Source organism: Halobaculum sp. D14 (assembly GCF_051195135.1).
Taxonomy (GTDB): Archaea; Halobacteriota; Halobacteria; order Halobacteriales; family Haloferacaceae; genus JBNTKA01.
Window position 1 is genome coordinate 222694 of record NZ_JBNTKA010000001.1, and the last position, 13407, is coordinate 236100.

Genomic DNA, 13407 nt, shown 5'->3' on the forward strand with positions numbered 1-13407 from the left:
AATGCGGGTCCTCGGCATCGAAGGAACGGCGTGGTGTGCGAGCGCCGCTGTCTACGACACCGAGGACGACGCTGTTTTCATCGAGTCCGACGCGTACGAGCCGGAGAGCGGCGGCATCCATCCGCGAGAGGCCGCAGAACACATGGGCGACGCGGTCCCCCGGGTCGTCGCGGCGGCGCTGGACCACGCCGAAGCGGCGTTCGGCGCCGACGCCATCGACGCCGTCGCGTTCTCGCGCGGCCCCGGCCTCGGGCCGTGTCTCCGCATCGTCGGCACCGCGGCGCGGTCGCTGGCGCGGACGCTCGACGTGCCGCTGGTCGGCGTGAACCACATGGTGGCGCACCTCGAAATCGGCCGGCACCGCTCCGGGTTCGACTCGCCGGTGTGTCTGAACGCCTCCGGCGCCAACGCGCACCTGCTCGGCTACCACAACGGCCGATACCGGGTGCTCGGCGAAACGATGGACACCGGCGTCGGCAACGCCCTCGACAAGTTCACGCGGCACGTCGGCTGGAGCCACCCGGGCGGGCCGAAAATCGAGGCGCACGCCGCCGACGGCAGCTACGTCGACCTGCCGTACGTCGTCAAGGGGATGGACTTCTCGTTCTCCGGCATCATGTCCGCGGCGAAGCAGGCGTACGACGACGGCGTCCCCGTAGAGGACGTCTGCTTCTCGCTGCAGGAGCACACGTTCGCGATGCTGACGGAAGTCTCCGAGCGGGCGCTGTCGCTCACCGGCACCGACGAACTGGTGCTGGGCGGCGGCGTCGGGCAGAACGACCGGCTGCGGGAGATGCTCTCGGAGATGTGCGCGGCGCGCGGCGCGGACTTCTACGCGCCGGAGCCGCGGTTCCTCCGTGACAACGCCGGGATGATCGCGGTGCTCGGCGCGAAGATGGCCGCCGCCGGCGACACGGTCCCGGTCGCGGACTCGGCGGTGGACCCCGACTTCCGGCCGGACCAGGTGGACGTGACGTGGCGCGGCACGGACGAGTCCGTGAGCCGCGCCAGCGCGGGCGGCGCGAGCGACCTCCGCGGCGCGGAGGCGGTCGTCGAACTCCGCGGCGACGACGTCGTCAAGCGTCGGGTGCCGAAGGGCTACCGGCACCCCGAGCTGGACGCGTCGCTGCGGCGGCGCCGGACGGTCCGGGAGGCGCGGCTGCTGTCGGAGGCGCGGCAGGCGGGCGTGCCGACGCCGCTCGTCCGCGACGTGGACGTGCCGGAGGCGACGCTGACGATGCAGCACGTCGGCGACGCGGACCTCGCGGCGGTGCTCACGGCGGAGCGGTGCCGGACCGTCGGACGACACCTCGCGCGACTCCACGCCGCCGGCGCGGTACACGGCGACCCGACGACACGGAACGTCAGGGTCGGACGCGGCGGCGACGCTACCGGAAACGGCGGCGACAACGCCGACCGCGGCGACGTCGACCGGCCGTACCTCATCGACTTCGGGCTGGGCTACGCGACGGAGCACGTCGAGGACCGCGCGATGGACCTCCACGTGTTCGAGCAGTCGCTCGTCGGAACAGCCGAAACGCCGGAGCCGCTCATCGAAGCGGTCGAGGCCGGCTACCGCGAGGAGGGGGACGGCGCGGTTCTCGACCGCCTCAGAACCGTGGAGGGGCGCGGTCGCTACCAGGCCGCGACCGAGTCGGAGTCGGCGAGCCAGTAGGCGGACAGGCGGCCGGACGCGCACGCGACGGTGGCCGCACAGCCGCTGGACGTCGCGCGGTCGCTGCTACGTCACGGCGCGTCTGGCCGCGGCATCGCTGAAGAAACTACGGGCGGCCGCGGCGTCGTGTCGGCGGGGAGGCCGAAACCATTTATCGGGTGCGGACGTACCTGTCACGTATGGTTGATAAACCGGAGTCCGGGGAGCTGTTCGGTATCCCGTACAACTTCGAGCGGCCGAGTATCGGCCGGCTGCTGTCGTCGTACTGGCAGCCGGGGGAGGGGATGGTCATGAAGAAGCCGTTCGGCATCGGCTACACGCTGAACCTCGCGAGCTGGCGGTCGTGGGTGGTGCTCGCGGTCGCCGGTGCGCTGCTGTACCAGGAACGCGCCGGCGGGTCCGGCGCCGAGGAGTCCGACGCCGAGGACGAGCCGGTCGAGGTCATCGTCGACGACGATTGAGACGCCTCGACTGCGGGACTGTTCTGCCGTGCGGCCGCGGGTAAGGTTTAGTTCGCTGCGCCGGGACGGTGAGCCATGAACCGTGCGTTTGCCGCGTCGGCGGCGCTCACCGCGGCGTCGCTCGTCGGCTACGCCGCCGGCGTCGTCGCGCCGTATCCGGGCCGCGAGGCGAGCCTGGTCGGCCTGATGGCGGGTGTGACGCTCGCGGCGGTCACGTATCACCGGCCGGCCGCCGCCGACGGAGGTGAGCAGTGAACCGGTCGCTGTCGTACACCGCGGCGGGGGCGTCGTCGTTCGACGAGCCGAGTGACGCCATCTCGGCGCCCGGGACGACGTGGACGTGGGCGGAGTCGGACGACCGCGCGGAACTGGAGTCGGTCGGCCGGGAGTTCGGAATCCACCCGCTGCACGTGGAGGACGTCGTGAACGACGTGCGGCCGAAAGCCGAGGTGCTCGACGACTACACGTTCCTGCTGGTGAAGGCCGCCCGGTTCCGTGTCGGCGAGACGACGTTCCTCGAGGAGATGCGGACGCAGCCGGTCGGCGTGTTCGTCGGTGACGACTGGCTCGTCACGATGACCGTGGAGTCCGTCGGGTCGGTGGACTCCGTGTGGAACCGGGTCGCGGGCGACGAGCGGCGCGCGCTCTCGTCCGGCCCGGACTTCACCGGGTACCTCGTCGTCGACCGCGTCGTCGACGACTACTTCGACCTGCTCGACGAACTGGAAGGCGACATCGAGACGGTGGAAGAGCGGGTCGTGGAGTCGCCCGACACGGAGACGCTCGGCGTCATCAACGACCTCCGCCGGGACCTGCTGTCGGTGCGGCGCGTCGTGTGGCCGACCCGGGACGCGATGGGCGTCCTGTACCGCGACGACGCGCACGTCACGCCGGAGACGGAGAAGTACTACCGCGACACCTACGACCACCTGGTGCAGCTCGTCGAGCTGACCGAGACGTACCGCGACCTGACGAGCGGCGCCCGCGACATCTACCTGAACACGCTGTCGCAGTCGACGAACGAGGTGATGCGTCGGCTCACCGTCGTCGCGACCATCGTGCTGCCGCTGACGTTCATCGCCGGCGTCTTCGGCATGAACTTCGAGGTGATGCCGGAGCTGACCTGGCCGTACGCGTACCCGGCGACGCTCCTGGGGATGGCAGTGGTCGCCGTGATTCTCGTCGCCTACTTCCAGCGCGAAGGCTGGCTGTAGCCGCGGGAGACCCACGAAACCGCAACACGGCGACGGACTGTTTCGCTGATTTCGTCGGAGTGTTTCAGTCCGTTTCGGGGCGGCGGACCCGAGGCGCCGAAATATGTTTTCTAGACAGAGTGGAACGGAATGAAATGGTGGGGGTGGTGAGACGAAACGAGACGGGACGGCTATCCGGGTTTTAGTCGGCTGTCGCCGTCGCTGCAGACGCCATGTCAGGGACGTTGCACACGACGGTAACCGAGGGCGGCGCGTGGCCGTCACAGCTCGCCGACGCATCGAACGTGTTGGTTCTGGATGAACCGCACGGCTCGACCGCCGCGCCAGGGGAACGCGGCCGCGTCGCCGGTGACGGTCCGCTGCTGCTCGTCGCGTTCACGCAGGTCGACGTCGAACAACTGGCTGAGTGGCCGACCGACGGCCGCACCGTGCTCGTCGCAGACGCGACCCCACAGGGGGGAACCGTCGAGGTGGACGAGGACCGGCTGACTGTGGAGCCGGTGTCCTCGCCAGCGAACCTCACGGAACTCGGGGTCGCCATCGACAAGCTCCTCGCGTCCGTGGCCGACGAGGACGGACAGATCGACTGTCAGGTCCCGTCGCTCACGACGCTGCTCCAGTACGTCGACCGGCAGCGTTGCTACCGCTTCTGCAACGCCGTCGTGAACCGACTCGCGTCCGAAGACGCGGTCGCCGTCTACGGACTCGTCGCAGGCGCACACGACGAGTGCACCGTCGACACGTTCGCGTCGCTGATGGACGCCGTCGTGCGCGTGGACGCGGACGGCGCCACTGTGACACGCCGTCGCTGACGCGACTTTCAGGGGGGACGACTCCCCTGACGTGGCCCGGTCCTCGCGACCGCTCGCCGGCCGAACTGTAGGGGGTTCCGGCCGGCGGCACGCGCCCTCCACCCACCACTTCTCGCCGAACACTTCTCATCGGAAACCCGACCGTTTCACTCAAAACCGCTGTACGTAGGCGTGTCTCCACCGATTGTTCGCTGACTGTTTCAGACTGTTTCGTCGGTTCTCAGAGGACGAAACAGAGCGCGAAAGGGTTAAGTCCGCGAGCGGAAACGGCCTGAACGACCACAGAGGCCCGCGTGATTCCCAAACAAAGCGACTCCGTCCCCGCCGCATCCGCGCTCCTGCTTGCGGTCGTCCTGCTCGCCGCGCCCGTCGCCGCCGGCGTCGCGACAGCAGCAGTCAGCACCGGCGTCGCCGCCACCGACCACCAGCAGGTCCGCATCGCGTCGTCCTCGTTCGGCGAGGGCGACGTCGTGTTCACGCGCGGCAACACGTCGTACATCTGGGCCGGCGACCGGACGACCCTCGACGTGACCCTCGAAACGATGGCGGGGCAAGGGGAGGGGCACTACGAGGTGTGCGTCCAGTCGACGCCCGCCGACAACGGCTCCACCGCGGACCTGGCGTGCCGGTCGGTCGTGCTGTCGGGCAACAGCACCGACCAACTCACGTTCACCTTCGAGCAGTGGCCCGACGGCTTCCGCGGCGCGCAGTCCGTCAGCGTCGTCGTCACCGCCGACACGCTGAGCCGCGACGTCGCGGCGCGCACCGTCCACCAGGTCGCCGTCATCGAAAAGGAGGCCGACGCGGACGCCGACGGCGCGACGAACGCCCGCGAAGTGACCGTCGGCACGAACTTCTCCGAGGCGGACACCGACGGCGACGGCCTGCTCGACGGCCTCGAACTCGACACGTTCGGCTCGGACCCGCTGACGGTCGATACGGACGGGGACGGCCTCGGCGACGGCGACGAAGTCGACCGGCACGAGACGAACCCGACGAAGGCCGACACGGACGGGGACGGCCTCGGCGACGGCGACGAAGTGAACCGCTTCGGCACCAGTCCGAACCGCGCCGACACGGACGGGGACGGCCTCGCCGACGCCCTCGAACGCAACACCCACGAAACCGACCCGACGGCGGCGGACACGGACGGTGACGGCCTCGGCGACGCCGCGGAGGTGAACGACCACGAGACGAACCCGACGGCGGCGGACACGGACGGCGACGGCCTCGCCGACGCGCTCGAAGTGTACACCTTCGGCACGAACCCGACGAAGGCCGACACGGACGACGACGGCCTCGCCGACGGCGCCGAGGCGTACGAAACCAACACCGACCCGACGAAGGCAGACACGGACGGGGACGGCCTCGGCGACGGCGACGAAGTGAACGGGCACGGAACGAACCCGAACCGGGTCGACACGGACGGTGACGGCCTCGGCGACGGCGACGAAGTGAACCGCTTCGGCACCGACCCGACGGCGGCGGACACGGACGGGGACGGCCGCGGCGACGCGGCGACCGTCGACACCGACACGGGCCTCCCGACGTGGCCGCTTCTCCTCCCGGTGGTCGGCGCCCTGCTCGGCGGCGTCGCCTGGGCGTCCCGCCGCCGCTGGCTCCCGTACGTCCCCGAGCGCGTCCGCAGCCGCGTGTGCGACTCGCCCGTGACCGCCCGGCTCTCGGCGGCCGCGACTCGGCTCAGCGACAGGGTTCACGTCGTCTCCGCCGCACTCACCGGGTCGACGCCGGCCGACGCTACCGCCGCCGACGCCGCGGACGTTGACGCTGCCGACGCTGGCGCCGACGGCCCTGCGACTCCCGGTGAATCGGGCGTCGACAACGACGCCTTCGTCGCCGGCGACGCAGACGGAGCGCCGGGCGAACCCGGCGAATCCGGGGGAGGCGCTGCGGCCGCTCGACAGGAGCCGACCGAGCCGCCGCTCGACACGCTCACGAACGAGGACGCGGTGCTCGCGGTGCTCCGTCGGAACGGCGGCCGCATCCGGCAGTCGACGCTCGTCGACGAGACCGGCTGGTCGAAATCGAAGGTGAGCCGCGTGCTCTCCCGGATGGCCGACGACGACAAGGTCACGAAAATCAACGTCGGCCGCGGCAACGTCGTCACGCTCCCCGGCGACGAACCCGACGGCGCGGACAGCCCGTTCGACGCCTGACCGCCGCCGTCCGTCGTCTCAGCCGGACGCGAACTCCTCGCCGAGCCGCGGCGCCGACGCGTCGAACCCGTCGGCGCGCAGCTCCGAGACGAAGTCGGCACAGCGGTCGCCGTGGTTCACGAGGACAGTCGCGTCCCGGTAGGCGTCGAGGAACGACAGGAGCCCGTCGCGGTCGGCGTGCGCCGAGAAGTCGTACTGCTCCACCTGTGCACTCACCGGCATGACGCGGCCGTCGATTTCGGCGCTCCCGGTCTCGAGCAGGCGTCGCCCCGGCGTCCCTTCGACCTGGTAGCCGGTCATCGTGATCTTGTTCGTCGGCCGCTGCCGGATCTCGGGGATGTACGTCATCGCCGGGCCGCCCGAGAGCATCCCGCTGGTCGTGACGATGGCCGCCTTCTGCTCGGTGATTCGCTTGCGCTGGCCGTCGCGGCCAGTGACGAACCGTGCGTGCGACTTCGCGCGGCGGAGCGCGTCGGCGTCGCGGACGAACTCGGGGTGCCGGCGAAGCATCTCCGTCACCTCCTTCCCCATGCCGTCGACGTAGCAGGGGATGTCGTGCGCCGCACAAACCAGCAGTAGTTCCTGCGTCCGCCCGATGGCGAACGCCGGGACGACGACGGTGCCGCCCTCCCAGAGCGTCGTCTTGACGCTCTCTGCGAACCGCGATTCGATGTCGGCCCGCGGGTCGTGGTCGACGTCGCTGTACGTGCTCTCGCAGACGACGACGTCCGCGTCGGGCCGGGCGGTCGTCCCCGAGACGAGCCGCTGGTCGTCGGTGTGGAAGTCGCCGGTGTAGAGCAAGCGGGTGTCGCCGTCGTCGACGAGGACGTGCGCGCTCCCCGGGATGTGGCCCGCGTCGTAGAACGTCACCTCGTGGCCGGCCGCCTCGAACGGCTCCCGGTAGCCGTGCGTGTGAGACACTTCGGTGACGCGCTTCACGTCGTTCTCGGTGAACGGGGCGTTGTACGAGCCGCCGTGCAGCTTCAGCGTGTCGCGCGCGAGCGTCAGCGCCAGCTCGGCGGTCGGCGGCGTCCAGTGAATCGGCGGCCGGTCGTCGCCGGACAGCAGCGACGGAACCGTGCCGACGTGGTCGAGGTGGCCGTGCGACACGACGACCGCCTCCGGGTCCGGCGTGTCGACCGGGAACTGCGGCGGCTCCGCCGTGAGCATACCGAAATCGAGGAGGAGCGAGTCGTTCACGAGGAGGGCGCTGCGGCCGACCTCGCGGGCGCCGCCGAGGAACCGGACGTTCATCGGCGGACGTAGCGGGCGGAGGCGCTTTTGTTCGTCGCTTCCGGCTGCGGCCGAGGAGGCCAGTCGGAGCCGGCCTCCGGGCGCACCGACTTGACACCGGCCCGCAGCGTATTGCGCCGGCTGGTCGGGCGGCCTGGTTCAGTTCAGCGAGGCGCTGATAGCGTCGACGAGCCGGTCTCGGAAGTCGTCACGGGTGTACGTCTCTGCTCGCTCACGGCCGCGCTCGGCGAGTCGCTGCTGGAGCGACTCGTCGGTCCAGAGCCGCTCGACGGCGTCCGCGATGTCGGTCGCGGACTCGGGGTCGACGAGGAGCCCCGCGTCTCCGACCTGCTCCGGGATTCCGTGGACGTCCGACGTGATGACGGGGCAGCCGAGTTTGAACGCCTCGAGGACGGGGATGTTCGTCGGACCGAAGAACGTCGGCATGACAAGCGCCGTAGCCTGCGTGTACAGCGTGTACATCGCCTCGTTTTCGACGTAGCCGAGCTGGTGAACGAGGTCGCCGAGGTCGTTCTGGTCGATGGCGGACTGGACGTCCTCGTAGGCGTTCTTCTCGCCGCCGACCAGCACGAGCGGCGTCTCGATACCGCGCTCGTCCCGGAGCGTCGCGACGGCTTCGAGGAGCCGAACGTGGTTCTTGTGCTCCCAGTACTGGGCGGGGTAAAACAGGTACTCGTCAGGAAGCTGCTCCGCGAGGTCGTCGTCGACTTCGTTGCCGGCGTCGTCGAGGTAGTCCGGTGGCACGAACGGGAGTACGTGGACGGCCGACTCGTCGACGTCGTAGAACCGGACGACGTCCTGCTTTCCGGTTTCGGAGTCCGCGAGGATACCGGCGGCGTGCTCGCTCCCCCGTCCGAAGAGATACTCTCGGTGACGGTACTCGCCTCCCGCGGACACCTCAGGGAACTGCGGATTGATGCGGTGCTGCAGGTCGTGAATCGCCATCAGGTAGTCGAAGCCAACCTCGAACGCCATCGGAGACGGCGTCGGGTACAGCGTGAGGTCCGGGTCGTACCGGAGCAGCGTCGGCGACAGCGCCTTCCGGGCGGAGCCGAGCACGGCCGGGTCGACCCCGGTCCGCTCGAACAGCTTGCTCGCCCCGTACCTGAGAGCCTGCTCCGGGACGGAGAGCCGTTCCCACCGCTCCCCGTACAATGCTGAATCCTCCCAGTTCTCGTCGAAGTAGAAGTACCGAGGAGTGTACGGAGACGACTCGAGCGCCTGAATGACCGTCCGCGTGTACTGGTACGCGCCGCCGTAACTCGAATCGGCGGTGACGACGACGCCGAGCCGGACGTCCGCTGCGTCCGCGCTCATGCGTTCTTTTCGAGCACCCACGTCACGTTCCACGTGCCCGTTCCGAGGTCAGCCTCCCGGTCCCGGAAGGGGTGAACGCCGACGAGGTCGAACCCCGTCATTTCGGTGAGCAGCTCCATCTCCTGCTGGAAGAAGAACCGCATCTCGTGCGCCTCCTCGTCGACCGTCGCGTGGTCGTCCTCGTCGACGTGAACGAGGTCGTATTCGACCGTGACGACCTGCCGGGCCGTATCGAGGGTGGGCGTCGCGTACCGGTAGAGCACCCCGGTGTCGGTCTCGATTTCTCGGAGCCGCGTCTCCGGCCCCTCGTCGAGGACGGCGGGGCCGTACCAGGTGTCGAAGATGAACGTTCCGCCCGGCGAGAGGTTCCGCCGGACGGTTTCGAGCGCCTCGCGGAGCGCGTCGGTCTCGGCGACGTATCCCATCACGGCGAACATCGCGATCGCGGCGTCGAACGGCTCGTCGGCGTCGAACGACGCGAGGTCCCCATGCTGGACGCTGAGCGAGTCGGCCTGATTCGCCTGCGCGACTTTCTCCCGTGCGCGCTCGACCATCTCCGCGGACCGGTCCACGCCGAGGACGTCGTATCCGCGCTCGGCGAGCACGAGTCCGTGTCCGCAAGTGCCACAGCCGAGTTCGAGGACGGACGCCGGGGCGGCGTCGAGGTCGGACCAGAGCGCCTCGAGGTAGCTGACCTCACCTTCGTAGTCCTTCTCGCGGTACATCTCGTCGTACGCGCTGGCGTACAGTTCGGTGAAGTCGGTTCGGTCGTCGCTCATGGTAACGTCTCGATGACCGCGTCCGCGACGTCGTCGATCTGTTCTTCGGTGAGCGCCATTCCGCTCGGCAGGTAGAGGCCGCGGCGCGCGATTCGCTCGGCGACCGGGTACGACTCGCCTCCGAACAGCCCCATCTCGTCGAACACCGGCTGTTCGTGCAGCGGCCAGAAGAACGGCCGGGTCTCGACGCCGGCGGCTTCGAGCCGCTCGGCCCACTCGAAGGCGTCGAACGGGACGTCGTCGTCGAGGGTGACGCCGAACACCCAGTTGACGTGGTCTGCCCACGGCTGCACCGTCTGCGGCGTGATTCCGTCCACGTCGGCGAGCCGGTCCATATATTCGCGCCGCTGCCACCGCTTCCGGTCGATGAACTCGTCGACCCGGTTCATCTGCGCGACGCCGACCGCTGCCTGCATGTTCGTCATCCGGTAGTTGAAGCCGAGTTCGTCGTGGACGAACCGCTGGTCGGGCCTGAAAAAGAGGTTGCGGGCGCCGTGGAGCCGCTCCGCGAGCGCGTCGTCGTCGGTGACGACCATCCCGCCTTCGCCGGTCGTGACAATCTTGTTCGCGTAGAAACTGAACACTCCGAGGTCGCCGATCGACCCGACCCGCTCCCCCTTGTACTGGGCGCCGTGGGACTCGGCGGCGTCCTCAACGATGGCGAGGTCGTGCTCGACGGCGAGTTCGACGAGCGGCTCCATGTCGGTCGGGTGGCCGAAGATGTGGACCGGCATAATCGCCGCCGTCCGGTCGGTGATGGCCGCCTCCACCTGGTCGACGTCCATCTGCCAGGAGTCCGGTTCGACGTCGACGAGCACCGGGACGCCGCCGTTCTCGACGACCGCAATCGCACACGAAATGATGGTGTGCGACGGCATGATGACCTCGTCGCCGTCGTCGATGTCGAGGGCGGTGACCGCCATCTCGAGTGCGGCGGTTCCGTTACAGCAACTGACCGCGTGGTCGACGCCGACGAACTCCGCGAAGGTGTCTTCGAACTCCGTCACGTACTCGCCCGCGGACGAAACCCAGCCGGTCTCCGCGCAGTCAGCGAGGAGTTCGGCTGCCTCGTCGCCGATGTCCGGGACGTTAACCGGAATCATGTGTCGCCAGATTCGCTCCTCGTGATGTGAACCTTGTCGTCCTCGCCCGCGTACGGCCCCTGTTTCACTTCGACCATCTCCGTCTCTTCGAGCATCTCGAAGCCGTGGCCGCCGGCCGCGAGGAGGATGACGTCGCCGTCTTCGAGCGTCAGGCTCTCTATCTCGCGCTCGTCGTCATCGTAGATGTCGACGCGGACTTTCCCCTCCCGGATGACGAGCACCTCCTGGGTGCGCTCGACCTCCCGAACGACGTCCTTGTGGTAGTGCGGCTCGATTTCGTGTCCGCTGGGCCGCTTCATGACTCCGAGCTGCTGAGAGAACTCACCAGGCGTGAAAAACTCGACACCGTCGGGTGAATAATCAGAGTAGATTACGAGTGCGTAGAGCGTGCCCTCGTCTCGGATTTCTTCGATCATTGTAGCGCTCTCCTAGTCGTCGTGAAGTCAACCGACGTATAATAACCTGACTGTCTCAGGTCACCAACGGACCGGTAGACGGCGTCTCGGCCGCTGTCACATTGGAGGTCCGGCGGACGTTACGCTGCCGGGCCGATTCGAATCAGAGGTATCCGGCCGTGGCGGCCGCCAGGCCGAGCGCCGTCGGACCCGCGGCGAGCACGAACGCGAGCAGCAGGAGTCGGCGGACGGACCGGTCGGCGAGAACCGCGGGGCCGACTCCGGTGAGTCGACGTCCGAGCCGAGCGAGCAGGGACGCGCCGGCGGTCGCGCCGAGCGCGCCGGCGGCCGTCCACGACGTCGCCAGTCCGAGTTTGAACGCGGTCTCGGCGAGCGTCGCGGATCTGTCCGAGACGGTTTCGGCGGCGATGACGAGCGCGGAGAGCAGGAACACGCCGAGCGTCGCGGCGGCGAAGCGCGGAACGGACCGGTCGGCGAGCAGTGTGGGGCCGACTCCGGTGAGCCGCCGGGAGAGCCGCGACGCCGCGGCGCCGAGCGTGACGGCGCCGAGCAGCGCGCCGACCGCCCAGATGCCGGAAAGCAGCGTCGAGACGCCGCTCTCGATGGAGCGGTTCGCGTTCGCCGGGAAGTCGTCGGCCGCGTCCGAACTGCCGTCGCCGTCGGTGTCGGCCCGCGCCGGGTCCGTCGGCAGCGACGACGCCTCACGGCGGTCGAGGAGGCCGTCTCCGTCGCTGTCAGTCGCGAACGGGTGGGTGCCGAGTCGGCGCTCCCGCGCCGCGTCGGGGCCGTCGCCGTCGGCGTCGTGTTCGCCGCCGGCGACCACGTACACGGAGGCGTTCCGCGGCGGCGACGGGACGCCGTGTTCGGTCACCGTGGCGTTGAGCCACCGGTGCTGTGACACGCCGGCGGCGTCGGAGGCGACGCGGACTCGCCGCGCGGGCTCAGACGACTTGCAGTGCAGCCAGCGCTGCCGCGGCGAGCGCGACGAGCAGCAGACTTCCGGTTGCGGCCTTCGACAGCCGGTTCACTCCCATGGAGCCGGGTCGGCGAAGGGGCGTAAAAGCCGTTACGGCGCGGCTATCACGACTGAGACGCGGCGCGGACGTGGGAGGCGGCGGCACACATCCGAAAGACGTAATCGGCGGACGCGAATCTGGACGTACATGACCGAGCTGGACGCCCACGAGCTGATCACCCGGAACACGTCCGAGGTCGTCACGGAGGAGGAAGTCGAGGCGCTCGCCGCCGACCCAGACGGGAAGCGGGTGTACGTCGGCTACGAGCCGTCCGGCGTGCTCCACATCGGGCACATGCTGACGGCGAACAAGCTCATCGACCTGCAGGACGCCGGCTTCGAGGTCGTGGTGCTGCTCGCGGACGTCCACGCGTACCTGAACGACAAGGGGACGTTCGCGGAGATTCGCGAGACGGCAGAGCGGATGAAACAGCAGTTTGTGGCGTACGGGCTCGACGAGGACAGCACGGAGTTCGTCTACGGGTCGTCGTTCCAGCTCGACGACGACTACGTGCTCGACACGCACCAACTGGAGGTGTCGACGACGCTGAACCGGGCGCAGCGCGCCATGGCGGAGCTGCAGGGCGGGGACACGGCGAAGGTGAGTCACGTCGTCTACCCGCTGATGCAGGCGCTCGACATCGTCTACCTGGACCTGGACCTCGCGGTCGGCGGCCTCGACCAGCGGAAGGTCCACATGCTGCACCGCGAGCAGATTCCGGCCATCGAGTCGGGGGAGAGCGACCACGACTACGAGGCGCGGCCGTGTCTCCACACGCCCATCCTCGCCGACCTGACGACCGGCGTCGGGAAGATGTCGTCGTCGGGGGGCGTCACAATCTCGATGGAGGACTCCGCCGAGGACATCGAGGAGAAGGTGACGTCGGCGTTCTGCCCGCCGACGCGCGACCCCGACCCGGACGACGACGGGAACGAGCGGGAGAACCCGGTGCTCGAAATCTTCCAGTACCACGTGTTCCCGCGGTTCGAGCGCGTCGTCGTGGAGCGACCCGAGCAGTACGGCGGCGACCTCGAATACGAGTCGTACGAGGCGCTCGCGTCGGACCTCGAATCCGGCGAACTCCACCCGGCGGACGCGAAGGGCGCGCTCGCCGACTACCTCGACGAACTCGTCGCGCCCGGCCGCGAAGTCCTCCGGAACGCGGACGACTGAGCCGGGAAAC

The 13407-nt window shown here is 69.2% G+C and carries 13 protein-coding genes; 7 read left to right on the forward strand and 6 right to left on the reverse strand.

Going from position 1 to position 13407, the window contains the following annotated elements:
- The first annotated feature begins 1 nt into the window (after position 1).
- The 6 genes from ACQUST_RS01055 (at position 2) to ACQUST_RS01080 (ending at position 6339) form a co-directional block, all read left to right on the forward strand.
- On the forward strand, positions 2-1675 hold the full coding sequence (locus ACQUST_RS01055) for a bifunctional N(6)-L-threonylcarbamoyladenine synthase/serine/threonine protein kinase (protein ID WP_435124000.1): 1674 nt from the start codon (positions 2-4) through the stop codon (positions 1673-1675).
- A gap of 179 nt (positions 1676-1854) precedes the next feature.
- Positions 1855-2136, forward strand: coding sequence for a DUF5808 domain-containing protein (locus ACQUST_RS01060; RefSeq protein ID WP_435124001.1), 282 nt, complete (start codon positions 1855-1857; stop codon positions 2134-2136).
- A gap of 75 nt (positions 2137-2211) precedes the next feature.
- Positions 2212-2391, forward strand: a complete 180-nt coding sequence (locus ACQUST_RS01065; RefSeq protein WP_435124002.1) for a hypothetical protein — start codon at positions 2212-2214, stop codon at positions 2389-2391.
- Positions 2388-3350, forward strand: a complete 963-nt coding sequence (gene corA, locus ACQUST_RS01070) for a magnesium/cobalt transporter CorA (protein WP_435124004.1) — start codon at positions 2388-2390, stop codon at positions 3348-3350. The genes ACQUST_RS01065 and corA overlap by 4 nt, the downstream gene beginning before the upstream one ends.
- A gap of 212 nt (positions 3351-3562) precedes the next feature.
- Positions 3563-4162, forward strand: coding sequence for a DUF7504 family protein (locus ACQUST_RS01075; RefSeq protein WP_435124006.1), 600 nt, complete (start codon positions 3563-3565; stop codon positions 4160-4162).
- A 293-nt stretch (positions 4163-4455) separates the two neighbouring features.
- Complete coding sequence (locus tag ACQUST_RS01080; RefSeq protein ID WP_435124007.1) at positions 4456-6339, forward strand: DUF7343 domain-containing protein; 1884 nt, start codon at positions 4456-4458, stop codon at positions 6337-6339.
- A gap of 18 nt (positions 6340-6357) precedes the next feature.
- Here the strand turns inward: ACQUST_RS01080 and ACQUST_RS01085 are convergent, their stop codons facing one another.
- The 6 genes from ACQUST_RS01085 to ACQUST_RS01110 all read right to left on the reverse strand — a co-directional run bounded on the left by ACQUST_RS01085 (position 6358) and on the right by ACQUST_RS01110 (position 12109).
- Positions 6358-7593, reverse strand: coding sequence for an MBL fold metallo-hydrolase (locus ACQUST_RS01085; protein WP_435124009.1), 1236 nt, complete (start codon positions 7591-7593; stop codon positions 6358-6360).
- Positions 7594-7731: 138 nt separating this feature from the next.
- The gene (locus tag ACQUST_RS01090) at positions 7732-8910 is read right to left on the reverse strand and encodes a glycosyltransferase family 4 protein (protein WP_435124011.1); all 1179 of its coding nucleotides are present in this window, start codon (positions 8908-8910) and stop codon (positions 7732-7734) included.
- Complete coding sequence (locus tag ACQUST_RS01095; RefSeq protein ID WP_435124012.1) at positions 8907-9689, reverse strand: class I SAM-dependent DNA methyltransferase; 783 nt, start codon at positions 9687-9689, stop codon at positions 8907-8909. The genes ACQUST_RS01090 and ACQUST_RS01095 overlap by 4 nt, the downstream gene beginning before the upstream one ends.
- Entirely contained in the window at positions 9686-10792 is a 1107-nt protein-coding gene (locus ACQUST_RS01100) for a DegT/DnrJ/EryC1/StrS family aminotransferase (RefSeq protein ID WP_435124014.1), read from the reverse strand. Before ACQUST_RS01100 ends, ACQUST_RS01095 begins: the two co-directional genes overlap by 4 nt.
- Positions 10789-11208 (reverse strand): hypothetical protein, encoded by a 420-nt coding sequence (locus ACQUST_RS01105; protein ID WP_435124016.1) that lies wholly within the window; start codon positions 11206-11208, stop codon positions 10789-10791. Before ACQUST_RS01105 ends, ACQUST_RS01100 begins: the two co-directional genes overlap by 4 nt.
- Before the next feature lie 142 nt (positions 11209-11350).
- Complete coding sequence (locus tag ACQUST_RS01110; protein ID WP_435124018.1) at positions 11351-12109, reverse strand: hypothetical protein; 759 nt, start codon at positions 12107-12109, stop codon at positions 11351-11353.
- 271 nt (positions 12110-12380) lie between these two features.
- Between ACQUST_RS01110 and ACQUST_RS01115 the strand changes: the two genes are divergently transcribed.
- Positions 12381-13397, forward strand: coding sequence for a tyrosine--tRNA ligase (locus tag ACQUST_RS01115; protein ID WP_435126067.1), 1017 nt, complete (start codon positions 12381-12383; stop codon positions 13395-13397).
- The last annotated feature ends 10 nt before the right edge of the window (positions 13398-13407 follow it).